Raw genomic sequence first — 21,712 nt, forward strand, 5'->3', positions numbered from 1 at the left:
AGCTGTCTTTTGAAGGTATATATTTAGTGTGCAGATAAGCGACTAACCAACCCAAACACGCGCATTGCGGAACATCCGCATCCACGCTCCGTCTTCACTCCACTCATCCGGTGCCCAAGAATTCTGAACCGCTCTAAATACACGCTCCGGGTGAGGCATCATAATAGTAACTCGCCCATCAGGCGTAGTCAGTCCAGTAATACCTCCAGCAGAGCCATTCGGATTCAAAGGATACTCCTCAGTTACTTTTCCGTAGTTATCCACATACTTTAATGCAACCGTACCGGAAGCCTGTAACGCAGACAGCTGCTCAGAAGATGCAAATTCCGCATGCCCTTCTCCATGAGCTACAGCGATTGGCATCCGCGACCCCGCCATTCCTTTTAAGAAAATAGAATCGCTTTCTTGAACTTCAACCGTAGCAACACGTGCCTCAAACTGCTCTGACATATTTCGTACGAAATGAGGCCACAGCTCTGCACCCGGAATAAGCTCATGTAAATTAGATAGCATTTGACAGCCATTACAAACACCTAGCGTAAACGTATCTTCGCGTTTAAAGAATTCACTAAACTGCTCACGCGCAAGCTGATTGAAAAGAATGGACTTAGCCCAACCTTCACCTGCTCCCAACACATCACCGTACGAGAAACCACCACAGGCCACCAAGCCTTTAAACGTATCTAAAGAAACACGCCCTTCAAGGATGTCGCTCATATGAACATCAATAGCAGAAAAACCGGCACGATCAAATGCAGCTGCCATCTCTATCTGTCCATTCACACCTTGCTCACGCAAAATCGCAACGCGCGGACGCTCACCAGAGGCAATAAACGGCGCAGTCACATCTTCATTAACATCATACGACAATGCCACTTGAATACCGGGATCTTCTTTATCCAGCACACGATCAAACTCTTGATCTGCGCACGCTGAGTTATCCCGCAACGCCTGCAAACGATAAGAAGTTTCAGACCACCAGCGCTGCAGCTGCACACGTGATGCACTATAAATCTCATCTTCGTCAAAGTGCAGGCGTACCTCATCATCAGGGTTAGTAGATCCTACAACCATGACAATATCACCTAAGCCAGCAGCATTTAGCTCTACCAGCACGCGCTCAGTATCTTCACGTTTAACCTGAATAACCGCACCCAACTCTTCATTAAAGAGCGACGCAAGCCACTCTGACTTATCAGATGCAATGAGGTCCAGATTAAGATCAACACCAATATGTCCAGCAAAAGACATCTCAGTAATGGTTGCCAACAACCCACCATCAGAACGATCATGATAAGCCAACAACAATCCTAAATTATTAAGCTCTTGAATAGCCGAGAAGAAAGTCGCTAACTGATGCGCATCATCAACATTAGGTACCGTCGTGCCAACTCGGTTATAAACCTGAGCTAAGGCAGATAAACCCAAACGGTTTTTGCCATTACCAAGATCAAGCAGAATCAGATCTGTCACACCTTGATCAGAACGCAGTTGCGGCGTCAAAGCTTTACGCGCGTCAGTCACTGGGGCAAAACCAGAAATAATGAGCGATAGTGGCGCTGTTACGCTTTTATCTTCCTCCCCATCTTTCCATACAGTGCGCATCGACATAGAGTCTTTACCCACTGGCACCGTAATGCCCAACTCAGGACACAGCTCCATACCAACAGCTTTCACCGTATCATACAGCTTTTCATCTTCACCCGGGTGCCCTGCTGCACACATCCAGTTAGCGGATAACTTAACATCAGAAATATCAGCAATAGGCGCTGCTGCAATATTTGTTAGCACTTCACCTATAGCCATTCGCCCTGAAGCGGCGGCATCAACCAAAGCAAGGGGCGTACGCTCCCCCATAGCCATCGCTTCACCGGCATAAGTATCATATGCCGCAGTAGTAACAGCACAATCAGCGACAGGAACCTGCCAAGGGCCCACCATCTGATCACGCGCAACCTGCCCCGTAATAGAACGATCACCAATCGTAATCAAGAATGATTTAGAAGCTACCGCAGGGAATTTAAGAACACGCTCAATCGCATCATCCAACTGAATATCGGTCGTTACAAACTCAGGAACTTGATAAGCAATGCGCTCGACTGAGCGATGCATTTTAGGCGGCTTACCAAAAAGCACACTCATAGGCAGGTCCACAGGCTTGTTGTCAAAATGCGTATCACCCAAGGTTAAGTGATGCTCTTTTGTTGCATCACCTACAACCGCATAAGGACAGCGTTCACGTGCGCATAAAGCCTCAAAGCGCTCCATATCCTCTGGTTTAACGGCAAGCACATAGCGCTCTTGAGCTTCGTTACACCAGATCTCCAAAGGAGACATTCCTGGCTCATCATTATTCACATTACGCAATTCAAAATGACCACCACAGCCACCATCTTTAACTAACTCAGGAAATGCATTAGATAAGCCACCCGCTCCAACATCATGAATGAATGCGACAGGGTTGTTTTCTCCTTGCTGCCAGCAGCGATCAATCACTTCCTGACAACGACGCTCCAACTCAGGATTATCACGCTGAACCGAAGCAAAATCTAAATTCTCTGAAGAAGTACCCGATGACATAGAGGATGCAGCACCACCACCCAAACCTATCAACATGGCCGGGCCACCCAAACATATCAACTTAGCACCAACACTAATCTGGCCTTTATCGACATGCCCATCACGGATATTGCCCATACCACCCGCAATCATGATCGGCTTATGATAGCCACGCACTTCTTCACCTGCAGCGCCATTCACTTTTTGCTCGAATGTTCTGAAATAACCCGTCAAATTAGGGCGCCCAAACTCATTATTAAACGCTGCTCCACCGATAGGACCCTCAAGCATAATGTCCAGCGCAGAAACAATCCGCCCTGGTTTACCATATTGGGATTCCCAAGGCTGACTAAAACCGGGGATATTTAAATCCGAAACCGTAAACCCTGACAAGCCTGCTTTTGGCTTACCACCCTTTCCTGTGGCTCCTTCATCACGAATTTCACCACCGGAGCCTGTCGCTGCACCAGGATGCGGAGCAATCGCGGTTGGGTGGTTATGCGTTTCTACTTTAATCAAGATATGTATATCTTCCTGATTAGCAGAATATTCAGCCGTTTGTGGATCAGGAAAGAAACGCCCCGCTTTACTTCCAGCAATGACAGCTGCGTTATCCGAATAAGCCGACAGTACATTTTCACCGCCAAGCTCATTCGTATTCCGGATCATCGAAAATAGTGATTTATCTTGTGCTTCACCATCAATGTCCCACGATGCATTAAAAATCTTATGACGACAATGCTCAGAGTTAGCTTGGGCAAACATCATCAACTCAACATCAGAAGGGTCACGCTGCAGCGTTGTAAAACTAGAAACCAGATAATCGATTTCATCTTCAGCTAACGCCAGACCTAATTCAACATTGGCTTTTGCTAACGCTTTATGACCGTCACCTTCAAGGCTAATAATGTTAAGCGGCTTAGGCTGTGTATGAATAAATAACTCACTGGCCGTTTCAATGGCAGGTAATACCCGCTCAACCATACGGTCATGTAGCAATGCTGCTACAGCATTTTTTTGTTCATCAGACAGTATTACCGAGGACTCGACAGAGTATGCTACCCCCCTTTCGAGACGATTAATTTTGCTTAGGCCGCAATTTCTGGCAATATCTGTTGCCTTGCTTGACCAAGGAGAGATAGTACCAGGACGAGGAACAACCAATTGCAACAAACCTGCAGGCTCTTGGACCTCGGCTTTTGGACCATAACGAAGAATTCGAGACAGTATTTGCTGCTCGTCATCGGACAATGCTTCAGAGATATCAGCAAAATGATAAAATTCACCATAAACGGCTGTCACTACAGAAATTTCACTCTGCAAAGCAGCTAACAGTTTATCGTGACGGAAGGCAGAAAGAGCGGGCGCTCCACGCATTACTAGCATGTTGATCTCGAGCCTCTTGAATGAGCCAAAACAGACAGGAAAGAAAAGCAGTATTTTACCTGAAATAACCACTTGAGTACCAGACAAGCACCCTATGTTATTTAACTTACGCAAAAAAAAAGATGTTTTACACTTACTGACAATCCTCGTGATTATCAGCTTACCTGCGCTTGTCAGCTATAACACCATTTCCCAACTCGAAGTCATACAAACTAACGGCAGCATCAGAGTCGCTACACGCAACACACCCAGCTCTTACTATATTGATAAAAGCGGACCGGCAGGATTTGAATACGAACTAGCCAAATCATTTGCAGATGAACTCGAAGTACAGGTCGACCTCATCGTCCCTGATACCATTGATGGACTTTTCCAAACAATCACGAAGCGGGATGCCCACATCGTCGCGGCGGGTATCAACGTATCCACTGTCCGCCAAAACTCTTTCGAATTTTCAACCCCTTACGCTGAAAGTATTTCCACAGTCATTTATCGAATCAAACAAGGCATACCCGCCCCTGTCACAATTACTGATTTAATTGGCAAAAAAACGCTGGTATTGGCCAACTCAATACAAGCAGAGCAGCTCAAAAGCATCAAAAAAGAGCATGCAAATTTAAGCTGGCAAGAAACAGAGGAACTAACCAACACAGATATTCTTGACAAGGTATTCACGCAAGAAGTCGATTACGCCATTGTAGACTCAACTGTCTATGAGTCTCAAAGCTCATTTTACCCCGGCCTTAACTCAGCATTCACCATAGGGAAAAGCCAACCCATCGCCTGGATTCTTACTCCCAACCAAGACGGCTCGCTTCAACGTGCCGTTGATGCTTTTCTTAGCAAGCCACAAACCAAAGAATTGATTGCTCAATTAAAAACGAAATATTTCGAAAAGCGCAATCCTCTTAACTATTTTGACACCGTTACTTTCAAACAAGATATGGAAGAACGCCTAGCCTGCTTAGAGCAATACTTCTATATGGCAGAACAAGAAACAGATATTGATTGGATGCTACTCGCTTCCATCGCCTATCAAGAGTCTCACTGGAAAGCCGATGCCGTTTCCCCCACCGGGGTCAGAGGCATAATGATGCTAACCAAAGCAGCCGCGAAAGAAGTAAACGTTTCAGACCGGACCGATCCCATCCAAAGTATTCGAGGAGGAGCAGAGTACTTACTCAATGTGAAAAGAAAAATCCCTGAGCGCATAAAAGAACCTGACCATACTTGGTTTGCCCTAGCAGGTTACAACGTAGGATTTGGCCACTTAGAAGATGCCAGAGTACTAACGCAAAGAGCAAAAAAAGACCCCGACAAATGGGATGACGTGAAAGAATTTTTACCGTTACTCTCTAAAAAGAAATATTTTTCTACCGTGAAGTACGGTTATGCGCGTGGTCAGGAACCCGTGCAGTACGTTGCAAACATAAAGAAGTACATAGAACTGCTCGAATGGGAAAAACAAATTCAGCAGATAAGAAAAGCACGAGACGCATCATTACGCGCCGAAGAAAAGGCTAAAACAGAGCCAGCTACACTAATTGAGCTACAAAATATTCCCGCCACATTATAACCTCATACTATTCGCGTTCTTTTTCTAAACGCTTTTGTGCTCGTCTAGCTTTAAAAAACTGGCTTAGTTTTTCACTGCAAGTGTCAGCCAAAACTCCTGCAGTATAATCTACATCATGATTCAACCAACGCTGCTTTAAAAAATGCTGCTGACTCACAATCACACCAGATTTTGGCTCATAAGCACCAAAAATAACACGACGAACACGCGCATGCACCATCGCGCCAGCACACATAGAGCAAGGCTCCAGTGTCACGTAAAGGTCTGCATTAACAACACGGTAATTCCCTACGTGAGACGCCGCCTCACGTAACGCGATTATTTCAGCGTGGGCTGTTGGGTCATGAAGACCGATCGGCTGATTCCACCCTTGCCCGATGATTTCCCCATCCAGAACCACAACAGCGCCCACAGGCACCTCTCCAAGGTTCGCTGCCTTATCTGCAAGCAACAAAGCCTTTAACATCCAACCCTGATCTATCAATTCTTGCTGAGACTTTTGTTGAGAAGACTCACTCCTCTCATCATTTTTTAGCTCATCTTCTTGCTGCACTTATCTATCCACCTATAAAAAAGCTCACCTTAGGTGAGCTTTTAAATGTTATTAATAATCTAGCTATGGCGCTATTCCCACTCGATAGTCGCAGGCGGCTTACTAGATACGTCGTAAGCTACTCGGGAAACCTTAGGAATTTCGTTAATAATACGACCTGATACCGTTTCCAGCAATTCGTAAGGAAGATGTGCCCAGCGCGCTGTCATAAAGTCGATTGTTTCAACGGCTCGAATAGCAATAACATATTCATAACGACGCCCATCACCTACAACTCCGACAGACTTCACCGGTAAGAAAACAGCAAATGCTTGGCTTGTTTTATGGTACCAATCCGCTTTGTGTAATTCTTCAAGAAAAATTGCATCCGCCTCACGCAGAATATCCGCATACTCTTCTTTAACTTCACCTAAGATACGCACACCTAAACCAGGCCCAGGGAACGGGTGGCGATAAACCATATCGTATGGCAAACCTAATTCAAGACCGATTTTTCGGACTTCGTCTTTAAATAACTCACGTAGAGGCTCAACTAAGTCCATCTTCATGTCATCAGGCAAACCGCCCACATTATGATGCGATTTAATAACGTGCGCTTTACCCGTTTTAGCACCAGCAGACTCAATTACGTCAGGATAAATAGTACCCTGCGCAAGGAAGTTAACATCTTTAAGCTTGGTCGCTTCTTCATCAAATACTTCGATAAAAGAATTACCAATGATTTTACGTTTTTTCTCAGGATCGTTTTCGCCTTTCAAACGACCTAAAAACAGATCTGCACTATCTGAACGAATCACTTTAACGCCCATGTTCTTAGCGAACATGTCCATCACCTGATCACCTTCGTTCTTACGCAACAAACCGTTATCAACGAAGACACATGTCAGCTGATCACCAATGGCCTTGTGCAACAATGCTGCTACAACAGAGGAATCCACACCACCAGAAAGCCCCAAAAGCACTTTTTGATCGCCAACTTGCTCACGCACTTTATCAATCTGATCACTGATAATATTTTCAGCAGTCCACAACGCTTCTGTCTGACAAATTTCACGCACGAAACGCTCAAGGATACGTCCACCTTGCTTAGTGTGTGTAACTTCAGGATGAAACTGAACACCGTAAAAATACTTAGCAGGGTTACAGATAGCCGCTATTGGAGCAGAGTCAGTAGAGGCAATAACAGAAAAGCCTTCCGGCAACTCTGTCACTTTATCGCCATGACTCATCCACACATCCAGCAACAAAGACCCATTATTAGCGATATGGTCTTCGATACCTTCCAATAAGCGACTAGCGCTATCGGACAAACGTACTTTTGCATACCCAAACTCACGGTTGTCAGAGGTTTCTACTTTGCCTCCTAACTGCGCCGCCATAGTTTGCATGCCATAACAGATACCCAACACGGGAACACCTAGATCAAACACTAGCGCTGGAGCTCTTGGCGAATCGCCCTCAGTTACGGATTCAGGACCACCGGCAAGAATAATCCCTTTTGGATTAAACTCCCGTATCTCAGTCTCTTCCATATCCCAAGCGCGAATTTCACAATACACCCCAATCTCACGAATACGGCGCGCTATTAGCTGCGTGTATTGAGATCCAAAATCAAGAATTAGTATACGTTGTGCGTGAATATCTGTAGTCATGCTCAGCGGCTCCACCAAATGGCTGTTTAACAGCCCTTAAAACTAAAAATGGGGCAACCATAGCAGCGCCCCACTTGATAAAAATCTATAAATTTAACCGACGCGATAGTTAGGAGCTTCTTTAGTGATGCTCACATCATGTACGTGGCTCTCATTCATACCTGCATTGGTAATACGTACAAATTGAGGCTTAGTACGCATCTCTTCAATATCCTGGCTACCGGTATAACCCATTGAAGCACGCACACCACCCATCAATTGATGAACAACGCCTACCATAGGTCCTTTACAGGCAACACGCCCCTCAATACCTTCAGGCACTAGTTTTTCAGCACCTTCTGAAGCATCTTGGAAGTAGCGATCTGATGAACCTGTGCTTTGCGCCATCGCACCAATAGAACCCATACCACGGTATGATTTATAAGCACGCCCCTGGAAAAGTTCTACTTCACCAGGTGCTTCATCCGTTCCCGCCAACATAGATCCAACCATTACTGCAGAGGCTCCTGCTGCAATCGCCTTAGCTATATCACCAGAAAAACGAATACCACCATCAGCAATTAAAGGTACACCGCGCCCTTTTAAGGCTTCAGCAACATTTGCTACTGCTGTGATTTGTGGAACACCAATACCCGAGACAATACGTGTTGTGCAAATAGAACCAGGACCAATACCTACTTTTACACCGTCGGCACCGGCATCAGCCAATGCCGTCGCTGCAGCGGCTGTAGCAATGTTTCCGCCAATAACCTGCACCTTAGGAAAGTTTTTCTTAACCCAAGATACGCGCTCAATTACACCCTTAGAGTGGCCATGCGCTGTATCAACAACAATAACATCTACTCCCGCTTCAGCCAGTGCTGTCACACGATCCGGTGTTTCAGGGCCTGTACCAACAGCCGCACCTACAATCAAACGTCCTTTACTGTCTTTTGCCGCGTGTGGAAAAGCTTCAGCTTTGTACATATCTTTAACAGTCATCATGCCTTTTAGCTTAAAGGCTCCATCGACGACTAAAATCTTTTCAATGCGGTGCTTACGTAACAAATTACGAACTTTATCTTTATCTACACCCTCATCAACCGTTACTAAACGATCTTTAGGCGTCATAACAGAAGCAACCGTAGCATCCAGATAGTTTTCAAAACGCATATCACGGCTAGTAACAATACCGACCAGCTCACCATTATCGATCACAGGGAAGCCTGAAAAACCTAATCTAGCAGCCATTTGGCGCAGTTCGCCAACCGTCATATCTGAAGAGCACGTAATAGGATCGCTAACAACGCCCGCTTCGTATTTTTTAACTTTACGAACTTCGTTTGCCTGCTCTTCAATGGTCAGGTTTTTATGAATAATACCAATACCACCTTCCTGAGCCATGGCAATCGCCAATCGAGACTCAGTTACCGTATCCATCGCAGCAGACACCAATGGTATATTCAGAGAGATCCCTTTAGTGATCTGAGTGGCCAGAGAAACGTCCTTCGGCAGAACTTCTGAATAGCCAGGCATCAGTAAAACATCATCAAAAGTCAGTGCTTCTTCAACGATTCGTAACATTGTCTAAACAACCCGTTTCTTTAAGAAAAATTTAATCGATCAATTATACAGATTTAGCTATATACGAACAATCATATTTGCATTTTAAGCACTGAAATGTTTTAGCTTAATGACTATTCTGCAAAGCTTCGATTAAGATAGTGACATGCACTCATTTTCTGACCGATCTCATCACGCTTTTAGTGTTTCCGAACTTAACCGCCAAGTTAAGTCACTACTCGAATCCTCCTTTTTACAAGTCAGGGTTCAAGGGGAGATTTCTAACTTTGCCAAGCCCTCTTCTGGCCACTGGTATTTCACCTTAAAAGATGGAAAGGCACAGGTTAAATGCGCACTTTTTCGCAATAAAAACCTTCGCGTTAAATTTTTACCCAAAGACGGTGATCAAGTAGTACTCACGGCTAAAGTTAGCCTTTACGAGGGCCGCGGTGATTTCCAACTCATTGGAGAAATGCTTGAAGCTGACGGTGAAGGCCAACTACAACAAGCCTACGAGGCACTAAAAACCTCACTTTCCAAAGAAGGCTTATTTTCCGCAACTCACAAGCAAGCAATCCCAAGCCACCCCAAGCACTTGGGTGTTATCACCTCAGCAAGCGGAGCTGCCATTCATGATGTTTTGTCAGTTCTTAAGCGTCGCTTTCCAAGCCTTCCTGTCACTATTTATCCATCAGCCGTACAGGGAACAGAAGCCGCTGCACAATTAAAAGCGGCACTGACGTTAGCCCTACAACACAAACAGGCCGACTTAATCATTATTGGCCGTGGCGGAGGTTCTCTAGAAGATCTTTGGCCATTCAATGATGAGGCCCTAGCACGGGCTATATTTGCCTGCCCAGTTCCCATTATTAGCGCCGTCGGGCATGAAGTCGATTTTTCTATAGCAGATCTAGTCGCTGATCTGAGAGCACCCACACCCTCTGCAGCGGCAGAGCTGATCAGCCCTGATCAAGATGCCATGCGTATTCTGCTAGACCAGCAAACAAACCGCTTACACAGACAACTCAAAGAAAAACTGAACTACCAACACCAACGCGTTTCGCATTTGCGCCAACGCTTACGCCACCCTGGAGAGAGGATAAAAGGACAACAAAACAAACTAAACACCACCGAGCAGCGCTTGATCTTGGCAATTAATCAATACCTAACAAAAGCCAAACACCTCTACTCTTTACAAGATCAAAAGCTCAATCAATTTCACCCCAACAGTAAAATCGAGCAAAGGCGCTCACTACTGCTAAGGCATGAAGAGCGTCTCACTCATTTACTACATCAACGCAATGATCAAAAGCGGTACTCTCTAGGGCAACTTATCACACGCCTTAATGCTGTCAGCCCTTTGGCCACCCTTGAGCGAGGCTATGCTATTGTTCAAAACAGTGATAGCCAAGTGATTACGCAAACAGCACAGATCAATATAGGTGATATAGTCACTAACCGCCTTCACAAAGGCTCATTTAACAGCCGTATTGAAGCCATCTATCCAGAGAATAAACCGGCTAATCCAAGGAATGAACATGATTAAATCTTTTATGGTTTTTATTGGCCTTTTACTTTCAGTTAGCAGTTACGCGCTAACCTTACCAAAAGACTCCAACACCCCAGGAGGCATAGTGATTGTGCCACTTGAGGGTATTACAGCAGAGCGCTTACCCAATGCCTGGTACCGTAGTAACCGTGTCATGGTGGTTACTAGTAAGGCCACAGCTTATGAAGATAAGGCAAAATGGTTAGCTATTGTAGGTATTCGTCTATCAGCCAAACATACCAAAGAACAGTTATTGGTCGCCAATGGCATTTCCTACCCATTTCATATTGAAGATAAAGAATACAAAGCACAGTATCTCACCATTAAAAATAAGAAGCATGTCAATCCAGATCCTAAGCAAATAGAACGCTGGAAACGTGAGAAAGCTGAAATGAAGGCTGCTTTCAAACAATGGACTACACCGGCACAAACGGTTAGTGAGTTTATTTTGCCTGCCAAAGGCCCTTTTAGCAGCCCTTTCGGGTTGAAGCGTTTTTTCAACAAACAAGCACGCAACCCTCATAGTGGATTAGATATCGCAGCCCCAATGAGTGATCCTATATGGGCTCCGGCAAGCGCTACCGTTGCAGCTGTAGGTAACTATTTTTTTAATGGTAACACCGTTATTTTGGATCACGGCAACGGCCTAACAACTATGTACTGCCACATGAGCAAAATTGATGTCAAAGTAGGTGATAAACTCAGCACAGGCGATGTAATAGGCAAGATTGGCAAGACAGGGCGTGTTACTGGGCCGCACCTTCATTGGAGCGTTAGCTTAAACAATACACGCGTCGACCCTCTCCTGTTTGTGACCGAGAAAAGCCAATAATAATATGTTAATCTGCAGCTTCATTTTTATTGGTAGAAAAGAGAATGTCTGAACTAAAATTTGAAACACTAGAACAACACGCAAGCTATGGTATTGGTCGCCAAATGGGTGACCAACTTGCACAGAACGGCTTCGAAGGTATCGACCTTGATGCAGTTGCAGCTGGCCTGAAAGACTCTTACACAGGTGAAGAGTTAGCAGTACCTGTTGAAAGCATTCAAGCAGCTTTCAACGAAATCAATACTCGTATTCAGGCAGCACGTGAAGTAGCAGCTAAAGAAGCTGGTGCCGCTGGCGAAGCTCTTTTGGCTGAAAATGCAAAACGTGAAGGTGTTGTCGTACTTGAGTCTGGTCTTCAGTATGAAGTCACAGAAGCGGGTAATGCAGAAAGCGATAAGCCAACAGCCGCATCTACTGTACGCGTGCATTATCACGGCACCTTCCCTGATGGTAAGATTTTCGATAGCTCGTATGATCGCGGTCAACCAGCTGAGTTTCCGGTGAACGGCGTTATTGCAGGCTGGACTGAAGCGCTTCAGCTAATGAACACGGGCGCCAAATGGCGCTTAACTGTTCCTTACCACCTCGCTTACGGCGAACAGGGCTCTCCAGGTGGCATCCCTCCATTTGCTACATTAGTATTTGACGTAGAACTACTCGAAATTCTGTAGAACGTTGCTAAAACTGGGCAACAACAATTGCCCGGTTTTATTTCTCACCTTCCTTCGAGGTCTTTCATGAAACTTCACCACCAGCAGCATGGCACAGGTACACCTTTGGTTATCCTACATGGCTTATTTGGTACGTTGGAGAATTGGGGCAGCCAAATAAAAGCACTGTCTGAACATTTCCAAGTCATTGCTGTAGATGTACGAAACCATGGACGCAGCCCCCACTCTGACACCATGGATTACACGGCAATGGTTGAAGATGTTATCCAACTGCTTAATGAGTTAGGGCTGGATTCAGTCGATTTGATGGGACACTCAATGGGCGGAAAAATAGCTATGCAATTAGCTCTCAGCTATCCTGAGCGCATTCAGAAACTCATTGTCGTTGACATATCCCCTGTTACTTATTCGCACCACCATAAAGATGTCTTAAAAGGCTTATTCTCAGTAGATCTTGCCTGCATTAAGTCTCGTACTGAAGCAGACAAGCAACTCAGAAATTACATTAGCGAAGCGGGTGTCAGAGCTTTTTTATTGAAAAATCTTTATCGAGATAGTGATAAAAAATTTCAATGGAGAATGAACTTACCTACCCTCAGCAAAGAATATGACAACATCAGTAAAGCCCCATCAGGCGCCCCATTCAATGGACACGTACTCTTTATAAAAGGCGCTGAATCCGACTATATTCAAGCAGCACATCGGGATGCAATATTAGGGCTATTTCCTCAAGCAACATATAAACTGATACAGGGTGCCGGACACTGGCCACACGCAGAAAAACCTACAGTTTTCACAAAGCTATTACTTAATTACTTACAAGCCTGACTAAAAACAGACATAAAAAATATGCTTTTAGTCTATAAAAGAGAACAACTGTAGAATTTGAACAACGAAGGTAAGAAGTTAATTACTTATACATTTTTATCAATGATAGTCCCTTCAGGGAATAGTTTTTGAAATACTCCCGCATCCACTAAACGAAGATTGATATCATGAAATGTTTTATTGATATCATTCAAGCGATTATTAAACTCTTGCAAAGACTCGGCCACAGCTTGCGCTGAAGCGTTCTGTTCTTCATTTATTTCTGCGAACGTTCTTCTGCTTTTGTCATCTTCATCTGACTCTTTGTCTTCAGTCTCTTTCTCAGAAGAGTTTACAGAAGCCTCTATCCTTTTTTCACTTTGTGCTTCGTTATTTACCTCAGCGGGCTTATTCGTTGCTTGAGTAATATCCTTATCGACTACCGTCTCACCTGGCACCTCAAGCTGGGCAATTTCTGCTTGCGCCTCTGTTGCCATGACTCGTGCTTGGGCCGCTACTCGCCGGTCCTGTACAGAGGGCTCAGGCACAGAAAGCGCTGCACGAATAATAACTTGTGCTTTTTCTAAGGTTGCACGCGGATCACCGGCTACTGCTGAAGTATCAATACTAACATCACCGCCTACCGCATATAGCTGACCATCAGGGCCTTTTTGATAACTAAAGTGCGGCGCTGAAGTAAAAGCACCGCCAACAGAGGCATGTATGCGCTCGTGATTTCTCACTTCTCGGTCACGTCGTGCTAAATCTTTAGCAACTAACTGGTCATTTTCTATTTGCTGAGAGGATTTATCAGAAGACTGGTGAGTTGTTGCTTGCGAAGCAGAAACACTGGTTTGATTCAGAGAAGCATTTTCAGATGAAAATTTATCATTTTTTTGTGTTGGGTCAGCAATCGCCGATTGTGTTTGAGCGCTTGAGGAAGAAAGGTGAGTTTCGGATTGAGCAGACACATTCGTCTTAGCAGCTGAAGAGGAATCGGCCTGCGCAGTTCTCAATATTGTAGAGTAATTGCTAATAATCACTCCGCTATCCTTTTTTTATTAGACTCAACTTAATGACTGACCACACGTTACCCGCTTGTGTAATTAAGCTCGTGTATCAATATTCGTACCTAACACTTCACTCGCATCTGTTACCACTTTTGTTGTAGGCGCCTGTGTAGTTGCTTCCAACGTTGTTTCATTTACAGCATTATTTAAACTTCTGCCCGATGCTAACTCTGGTACTTCTGGTTTACCATTACCAATCTGATCACTAGAAGACTTAAGTGAGTTATCCAACGTGCGGTTTAATCCAATGACACCTGTTTGAAGAGCTCCGATCACGTTCATAGTATTAACCTATATACTCAATATGAAATGTGAAATAAGTAACACGCAAACATAGTATAGAACAGAATTAACACATTGGCTGTTTTTTGTACAACTTCAGCCTAACAAATCATTAATATTTAAAAAACCTGCAACAACTGTAGGAGTGACATCATCAAGAAACGGCACCTCACCCAGCAAAGGCGCTTGGAACATTGTTTCTAGCGTGGCCACATTATCCTCGTAGCAACTCATATCTGGATCAATACGATTCGCAACCCAACCAACAAGCTGCAGCCCATCTCTTACAATCGCCTCTGCCGTTAGTAATGCATGATTAATACATCCCAGTTTTACTCCAACCACGAGAATCACAGGAGTTCCTAATAGTTTTGGAACATCAGCAAAAGTTTCTTTACGACTAAAAGGAACTCGCCAGCCACCAGCACCTTCTATTAGCAGAAAATCACAAGGGTTCATCATCGAACCTCTGCACACGGCAGCGATTCGATCCGCTGATAATCGTCTGCCCGTTTGTTCTGCAGCAATATGCGGAGCAATCGCGGCCTCAAAAGCGATAGGGTTTACTTCGCTATAACTCAGCTTCACACTGGCAGTTTTTTGTAATAGCAGTGCATCACTGTTTTGCAGCCCTTCTTCTGTCTGCACACAACCAGCTGCCACAGGCTTCAAACCAATGGTTCGCAGGCCTTTTTGGTTGGCTTTTTCAAGCAAGCCTGCGGTTATCACTGTTTTACCTACATCGGTATCAGTTCCCGCCACAAAAAAATGTCGCTTGGCCATTAACGCTTCCTCAAAATCAAATAGAACACTTCATAACTTGCCGGCAGGCACCCTTGTGGGTCACGAAACAACTCATATGCCTTTCTAAAGGCTTTGACTCTGGCTGGACCTGTTAAGCCCTTGGCCTGCCCCACATTCATATTATGCGCACCGATTCCTTTGAGCTCACGAGTCAGTTCTTTTAAGTGAGAGTAATGCAATATTCGCATCTCACTCTCGCTTTTGACAATGTCAAGATCACTTGGCAGCGCATCAATAAGGTTAATCATCGACTGGAACTGATTAACATGTCGATAATCATCTACGGTTGACCACGCCTCACGCAATTCAAATAAGGTTTTAGGGCCCAAGGTAGCAAGGCACGCAACACCGCCTGGCTGCAAAACACGAGAAATCTCAGAAAAAAGCGCTTGGCTGTTCTCACACCATTGAATCGCTAAACTTGAAAACACCACTGAAGATGATTGGCTTTTTAAAGGAAGACTCTCAGCATCGCCGCACACCCAGGAAACCTCACAGCCCAGATGGCGATGGCTGCGAGCATGAGCCAACATACCGGAGGCAATATCCAAGCCCACTAAATGACTTTCAGGATATATGCTATGCAACTGCGAAGTGAAGTAGCCAGTGCCACACCCTAAATCCAGGATGCTAGAAGGCTTAATCACCTTTAGGTCATCAGACAACTTAAGTAACAATTGGTGGCCGATATCTCGCTGTAAAGCAGCCTCACTATCATAGGTCGGAGCAGCTTTACTAAAAGACTCAGCTACACGCTGCTTATTTATCAACTCACCCATGTTTTTTTATCGAGTCAATAAAGGCTAAAACCGCCTGTAAAAAAGCGTCAGGGGACGATAAAAAAGGTAAATGACCCGCGCCTGTAAAGGATACTGTTTGCTGTTGTTCCTTAGCCTGTGACTGAATAGCAGCAACGGCACTCTTGGGCACTAAGTGATCTTCAGTTCCATACATGTGTAACACAGGGCAACTCAATTTAGATAAAGGCTCTCTAAGATCATTTTCCAATAACGCTAATGTTGCTAGCAGCTGTGTAGGCTTGCTATCAGCCAAAACAGCCTTGATTTGTTTTAAAATAGGTTTAGCCGCCTGGCCACCTTGTATTTGCAGCATCGCAAAACGTGATAAAGTTTTTTCTGGAGAAGACTCTATCGCCGCTTTAAACTGGCAGTACATCACAGAATTCATTCCATGTTCCCAGTCTTCTTTTTGTACAAAACAAGGATTAGAAGCGACCGTCATTAAAGCATGTACTTTTTCAGGGTATTGACTGGCAATTTGCAGAGCAACCATTCCACCCAGAGACCACCCTAACCAATAGGCCGGCTGTGCTAATGGCTCAGCGGTGCTGCTTTCTAACTCACTAACAATAGATGAGGACATCTTCTCTAATGTCATAGAGGCGTCAGTACTTGTTGAACGGCCTAGCCCTGGAAGATCAACAACCGTCACATAAAAATGCGGTGTTAGTATGGGAAGCAGGGTCTTCCAAATAGAAGAACTCATCCCCCAGCCATGTAATAAAATCAGTGCAGGATTATCTTTACTGCCAAAAGACTCATAATATAAGCCCATTACTTCACCTGATCCAAAGCATCTAGTAGACGGTCAACATGCTCCAATGAATGGCTAGCACTGAGAGTAACGCGAAGTCGCGCACTGCCATTAGGGACAGTTGGCGGACGAATAGCCGTAACAAACATTCCCTTCTCACGTAACGCCTCACTCATAGACATCGCCCTATCCGCATCACCAATAAGAATAGGCTGTATTGGTGTCGGCGAGTCCCTAAGGTCTAGACCCAGCTGCTCGCAACCATCACGAAAGCGCTTAATAAGCTCATTCAAATGTTCGCGCCGCCAGAGGTCTGCCTGCACCAGCTTGAGACTTGCTCTTGTTGCGGCAGCAACCGCGGGAGGCATACTCGTGGTGTAAATATAAGTTCTCGCGTGCTGGACTAGGGTTTCAATCAGCTCTTCACTGCCAGCGACAAACGCCCCTGATGTCCCAAAAGCTTTTCCCAAGGTACCCATCAATACAGGTAATTGCTCTTGGGATAGATCAAAAAATTCAGCGCAGCCGGCCCCTTTTCGACCTAAACAACCGATACCATGTGCATCATCTACCATCACCCAAGCATTATTATCGTTGGCGGTCTCGCATATAGCTGGGAGATCCGCTATATCTCCATCCATACTAAACACACCATCTGTCACTACCAATGAGCGCCTTGCAGTAGCTTTACTCAAACGTTGCGAAAGGCTATTCACATCATTATGTAAATAACGCTGAAATCGCGCACCGCTGAGCAAGCCCGCATCGAGTAACGATGCATGATTAAGGCGGTCTTCAAACACCGCATCTTGCTTGTTTAACAAAGCATTAACTGCTCCAAGATTAGCCATATAGCCGTTTGAAAAAAGCAGAGCACGTGATCGACCCGTAAATGCCGCAAGCTCTTCCTCCAGAGCATGGTGGTGGAAGCTATGGCCATTAACCAAGTGTGACGCACCACCACCTACACCGTATTCATCAGCAGCCTGCTTGAATGCGGCAACGATATCAGGATGATTAGCAAGACCAAGATAATCATTTGAGCAAAAAGCCAGGTAGGCTTTACCATCAACAATCACATCGGGTTGTTGCGGGCTTTGCAAGACCCTACGCTCACGATACAAGGATGCTTGTTTACGTGTCTGCAGCTCAGATGCTAACTGATCGAATGACATCTTTATTCACCTGAGAGTGTCTAGACAAGAATGAGGGAAGGCAGCCGCATCACATAACGGGCTGCCTGATAACACATTAAACTTCGTAAAAATGCTTACTATCTTGCTGCTTTTGCAGGTCTTTGATAATAGCGGCTTCCTGCACATCATCGTCGACAGAGATCCGCTGCTCAGGATTGATTCCCAGACGCTTAAACAGTTGTAAATCGCGATTTGTTTCCGGGTTTGGCGTTGTCAGTAAACAATCTCCGTAAAAGATCGAGTTTGCCCCTGCAAAGAAAGTCATCGCTTGCATTTCGTCACTCATGCTCTCACGACCTGCAGATAAGCGCACATGAGAAGCAGGCATCATAATGCGAGCGACAGCAATGGTACGAATGAACGTTAGATGATCAAGATCTTCAACATTCTCCATTGGCGTGCCTTTGACTTTCACTAGCATATTAATCGGTACGCTTTCTGGTTGAACTGACATGTTTGCTAACTGACGCAATAAGCCAATGCGGTCCGTCGCGGTTTCACCCATACCTAAGATACCACCACTACAAATTTTCATTCCAGAGTCACGTACATTTTGCAATGTATCTAAGCGATCTTGAAAAGTACGGGTAGTAATTATTTTGTCGTAGAATTCAGGAGATGTATCTAAATTATGATTATAGTAATCCAAGCCTGCATCTGCGAGTTGGTCTGCCTTTCCTTCATCCAGCATGCCTAACGTCATGCAAGTCTCCAGCCCCAATGCTTTAACCTGTTTCACCATATCAACGACATAAGGCATATCTTTATCTGCCGGGTGCTTCCAAGCAGCCCCCATACAGAAGCGTGTTGATCCTGAAGCTTTTGCCTGACGGGCTTTTTCAAGCACTTTATCCACTTTCATCAAACGTTCTTTTTCAAGGCCCGTATTATAGTGCCCACTTTGCGGACAATATTTGCAATCTTCAGGGCATGCACCTGTCTTAATAGACAGCAAGGTGCTTACTTGAACTTCATTAGGATTAAAGTATTGCCTATGTACTGTTTGTGCATTAAACATAAGGTCATTAAAGGGAAGATCAAAAAGGGCTTGCACCTCTTCTACAGTCCAATCATTACGAACAGGTGCTTTACCAGTCATGCGAGCCTTCCTCTTTTAATCTGATGTTCAACATCAATATGCTGTTATTAACTACTAATGATAATTCGACAGAAGGAACTGTCAACTCATGTTTAGCTTAATTAAAAACATCTGTACGAAAATAGACCAGAATTGCGCATTATGCCACTCAAAAGCATCTTCTGAGCTAGCCCTTTGTAAAAACTGTTATAACGATCTTCCCTGGCTTACCTCTGCATGCCACATCTGCGCCCTCCCTCTCATTCCAACAAACACTCCTCGTATTTGTGGACAGTGCTTAAAAAGCCCACCTACATACTCCAGCACACAGGCCGTGTTTCTTTATCGCTTTCCAATCAATGCCATTATTCCAAAAATTAAGCACCACCATGGGTTACATCATACATCATGGCTCGCCAGCTGCTTATTAAACCGCTTATTAAAACAACCCCAAGCCTGGCCAGACGCGATTATCCCCGTACCTATTCACTCGTTTCGACTAATCAGCCGCGGTTTTAATCAGTCTTCACTTATCGCTCGCCATCTAAGTCAGCACCTAAAAATTCCGCTAGTGCTTAATCATCTAAAAAAAATCAAGCGCACAAAATCTCAATCAACGCTATCAGCTCAAGATAGAAAAACCAATTTACAGAATGCTTTTAGCTATCAAGGCCCAAGCTATAACCATATAGCCCTCGTTGATGACGTGGTTACGACAGGTACAACAGTTAAAGAAATCAGTGACGTTTTGCGACTTGCGGGAATACAAAGAATTGATATCTGGGTTATCGCCCGCACACCCGCACCTGATTAATAAATTTCACATAGTGAAAATATTACTATCACTTGATTTACAAAGTTTTTCCGAATCAATAGATCCTCTTATTCATTCAGACTATGATTATTAAAAGCGATAATTAAAGGAGTTCGTAATTGGATATTACGATTTTAGGTAGCCTCGCGGGCGGTATTGGTCTTTTCCTACTGGGCATGCACTTAATGACACAAGGGCTTCGCCAAGCAGCAGGAAAGTCATTAAAAAATGTGCTCCATGCGGCCACGAAAAGCCGCCTAAAGGGATTGCTATCTGGCACATTAATTACGGCTCTTGTCCAATCATCAAGTGCCGTCACCGTGGCCACTATCGGTTTTGTAAATGCCGGACTACTAACCATTCCGCAGTCCGTTGCGGTGATTTATGGTTGTAATATCGGCACGACAATGACCGGTTGGCTCGTTGCGCTAATAGGCTTCAAATTTAAAATAAGTGCATTTGCTCTACCTATCATTGCTTTAGGTATGCTGATGAATATCGCGTCATCAAAAGAGCGGTTTCGCCAAATTGGTTTCGCTTTAGCAGGCTTTGGCGTTTTTTTTATTGGCCTAGACTTTCTCAAAGAGAGCTTTGAAGATCTAGAACAAAGTATAGATCTCACTGTTATTAGTGCCCTACCTTTCAGCCTACTATTGTTTTTAGTTGCAGGCTTCATGCTTACATTTTTGATGCAAGCATCTGCAGCATCAATGGCTATTACTTTATCATTAGCGGCTACCGGATCTATTAGCATTACGGCAGCTGCAGCGCTTGTTATCGGTGCTAATTTAGGTACTACCTCAACGGCCATGCTCGCAGTCATCGGAGCAACACCCAATGCCAAACGAATTGCTGCCGCTCATGTTATTTTTAACGTCATCACTGGCGCTGTAGGATTTGCACTTTTACTACTATTCTCATCACAAGTTAACAACCTTCACAATCAAGACTTTATCAGTACCGTCACACTACTTGCATTGTTCCACACAGTCTTCAACGTATTAGGTGTCGTTATCATGTGGCCCTTAACTGATGCGATGGTGAAACTATTAAAACAGCGCTTTCTTTCTCAAGAAGAAAACATCAGCAAACCTCAATATTTGGATAAAAATATACTATCGACGCCGTACCTCGCTGTTGAAGCAATGACAATGGAATTAGGAAGGGTAAGTAGGCTGTGTTCTTCAATGGCACTCGCTGCTGTCAGTGAAGAAGGCCCCAACCCACCACAACTAGATAAAGACTTAAGCAGCGTAATGACACTCGTATCCGCTGTCGGCAAGTTCAACCAACAAATCGCACAGCAAAATCTTGACCCTGACATTACAGACATTTTGCCTTCATCAATGCGTATAGCTCGCTACCTCAACGAAGTTGCTCGACTATCAACTCGCCTTGTTGATTACCATAAAACACTTGAAAATATTTCAGATACCAGCATTAAACAAAACGTATTTATCTTTAAGAAAGATATTAGCAAATTGCTTCAAGCTAGCCGTATTGAAAAAGAGAGCGACACCGAAAGCGATCCTGCACGAAAAATCCTGCACAAACTGGAATATAACTATCAAGCATTAAAAACAGATATTTTGAATGCCGCCACATCAGGGAAATTAGATGCAACCGAGAGTGTCACTTTACTCGATGCTCTTAGCCATCTTCGTCGATTAGCAGAACAAGCCGAAAAATCTTCTTCATATTGGAGTAGTATGCTGCCAATTCATTCTCGAGGTGGACCTTCTGCCTCTTAAACATAAGAACGCGGTAATACTTACTTTTTGAGTAGA

At 44.5% G+C, this 21,712-nt stretch carries 18 protein-coding genes; 7 read left to right on the forward strand and 11 right to left on the reverse strand.

The features are described from left to right. Positions 1–42 precede the first annotated feature (42 nt). Positions 43–3,945, reverse strand: coding sequence for a phosphoribosylformylglycinamidine synthase (gene purL / locus QZZ55_RS12415; RefSeq protein ID WP_293267651.1), 3,903 nt, complete (start codon positions 3,943–3,945; stop codon positions 43–45). A 94-nt stretch (positions 3,946–4,039) separates the two neighbouring features. On the opposite strand from purL, the gene mltF reads away from it, so the two are divergent. Further along, a complete protein-coding gene (mltF, locus tag QZZ55_RS12420) occupies positions 4,040–5,521 on the forward strand; it encodes a membrane-bound lytic murein transglycosylase MltF (protein WP_293267652.1) in 1,482 nt (493 codons plus the stop codon). A 7-nt stretch (positions 5,522–5,528) separates the two neighbouring features. Here mltF and tadA read toward each other — a convergent pair whose 3' ends face one another. The 3 genes from tadA to guaB form a co-directional block, all read right to left on the reverse strand. Next, positions 5,529–6,074 carry a tRNA adenosine(34) deaminase TadA gene (tadA, locus tag QZZ55_RS12425; RefSeq protein WP_366512321.1) on the reverse strand — a complete coding sequence of 182 codons (546 nt, stop codon included), beginning with the start codon at positions 6,072–6,074 and terminating at the stop codon, positions 5,529–5,531. Between the two features lie 71 nt (positions 6,075–6,145). Then, positions 6,146–7,726 (reverse strand): glutamine-hydrolyzing GMP synthase, encoded by a 1,581-nt coding sequence (gene guaA / locus QZZ55_RS12430; protein ID WP_293267653.1) that lies wholly within the window; start codon positions 7,724–7,726, stop codon positions 6,146–6,148. Between the two features lie 93 nt (positions 7,727–7,819). Beyond that, positions 7,820–9,289, reverse strand: coding sequence for an IMP dehydrogenase (gene guaB, locus QZZ55_RS12435; protein ID WP_293267654.1), 1,470 nt, complete (start codon positions 9,287–9,289; stop codon positions 7,820–7,822). Between the two features lie 145 nt (positions 9,290–9,434). Between guaB and xseA the strand changes: the two genes are divergently transcribed. From xseA to QZZ55_RS12455, 4 genes are all read left to right on the forward strand, one after another. Further along, positions 9,435–10,814 (forward strand): exodeoxyribonuclease VII large subunit, encoded by a 1,380-nt coding sequence (gene xseA, locus QZZ55_RS12440; protein ID WP_293267655.1) that lies wholly within the window; start codon positions 9,435–9,437, stop codon positions 10,812–10,814. Continuing rightward, on the forward strand, positions 10,807–11,649 hold the full coding sequence (locus QZZ55_RS12445) for a M23 family metallopeptidase (protein WP_293267656.1): 843 nt from the start codon (positions 10,807–10,809) through the stop codon (positions 11,647–11,649). The genes xseA and QZZ55_RS12445 overlap by 8 nt, the downstream gene beginning before the upstream one ends. Before the next feature lie 44 nt (positions 11,650–11,693). Continuing rightward, positions 11,694–12,320, forward strand: a complete 627-nt coding sequence (locus QZZ55_RS12450) for an FKBP-type peptidyl-prolyl cis-trans isomerase (RefSeq protein ID WP_293267657.1) — start codon at positions 11,694–11,696, stop codon at positions 12,318–12,320. A 66-nt stretch (positions 12,321–12,386) separates the two neighbouring features. Then, positions 12,387–13,148, forward strand: coding sequence for an alpha/beta fold hydrolase (locus QZZ55_RS12455; RefSeq protein ID WP_293267658.1), 762 nt, complete (start codon positions 12,387–12,389; stop codon positions 13,146–13,148). Between the two features lie 86 nt (positions 13,149–13,234). On the opposite strand, the gene QZZ55_RS12460 is transcribed toward QZZ55_RS12455, so the two are convergent. From QZZ55_RS12460 to bioB, 7 genes are all read right to left on the reverse strand, one after another. Beyond that, positions 13,235–14,170 carry a putative metalloprotease CJM1_0395 family protein gene (locus QZZ55_RS12460; protein ID WP_293267659.1) on the reverse strand — a complete coding sequence of 312 codons (936 nt, stop codon included), beginning with the start codon at positions 14,168–14,170 and terminating at the stop codon, positions 13,235–13,237. Positions 14,171–14,233: 63 nt separating this feature from the next. Beyond that, entirely contained in the window at positions 14,234–14,479 is a 246-nt protein-coding gene (locus QZZ55_RS12465) for a hypothetical protein (RefSeq protein ID WP_293267660.1), read from the reverse strand. A 96-nt stretch (positions 14,480–14,575) separates the two neighbouring features. Then, the gene (gene bioD / locus QZZ55_RS12470; RefSeq protein ID WP_293267661.1) at positions 14,576–15,262 is read right to left on the reverse strand and encodes a dethiobiotin synthase; all 687 of its coding nucleotides are present in this window, start codon (positions 15,260–15,262) and stop codon (positions 14,576–14,578) included. Continuing rightward, on the reverse strand, positions 15,262–16,062 hold the full coding sequence (gene bioC / locus QZZ55_RS12475) for a malonyl-ACP O-methyltransferase BioC (protein WP_293267662.1): 801 nt from the start codon (positions 16,060–16,062) through the stop codon (positions 15,262–15,264). The genes bioD and bioC overlap by 1 nt, the downstream gene beginning before the upstream one ends. Continuing rightward, positions 16,055–16,858 carry a pimeloyl-ACP methyl ester esterase BioH gene (gene bioH / locus QZZ55_RS12480; protein WP_293267663.1) on the reverse strand — a complete coding sequence of 268 codons (804 nt, stop codon included), beginning with the start codon at positions 16,856–16,858 and terminating at the stop codon, positions 16,055–16,057. The genes bioC and bioH overlap by 8 nt, the downstream gene beginning before the upstream one ends. After that, entirely contained in the window at positions 16,858–18,012 is a 1,155-nt protein-coding gene (bioF, locus tag QZZ55_RS12485) for an 8-amino-7-oxononanoate synthase (RefSeq protein ID WP_293267664.1), read from the reverse strand. The genes bioH and bioF overlap by 1 nt, the downstream gene beginning before the upstream one ends. 76 nt (positions 18,013–18,088) lie before the next feature. Beyond that, positions 18,089–19,132, reverse strand: coding sequence for a biotin synthase BioB (gene bioB, locus QZZ55_RS12490; protein ID WP_293267665.1), 1,044 nt, complete (start codon positions 19,130–19,132; stop codon positions 18,089–18,091). Between the two features lie 88 nt (positions 19,133–19,220). Between bioB and QZZ55_RS12495 the strand changes: the two genes are divergently transcribed. Next, on the forward strand, positions 19,221–19,925 hold the full coding sequence (locus tag QZZ55_RS12495) for a ComF family protein (protein WP_293267666.1): 705 nt from the start codon (positions 19,221–19,223) through the stop codon (positions 19,923–19,925). Between the two features lie 119 nt (positions 19,926–20,044). After that, positions 20,045–21,676, forward strand: coding sequence for a Na/Pi cotransporter family protein (locus QZZ55_RS12500; RefSeq protein WP_293267667.1), 1,632 nt, complete (start codon positions 20,045–20,047; stop codon positions 21,674–21,676). Positions 21,677–21,712 lie beyond the last annotated feature (36 nt).

Source organism: Neptunomonas sp. (assembly GCF_016744175.1).
GTDB lineage: Bacteria > Pseudomonadota > Gammaproteobacteria > Pseudomonadales > Balneatricaceae > Neptunomonas.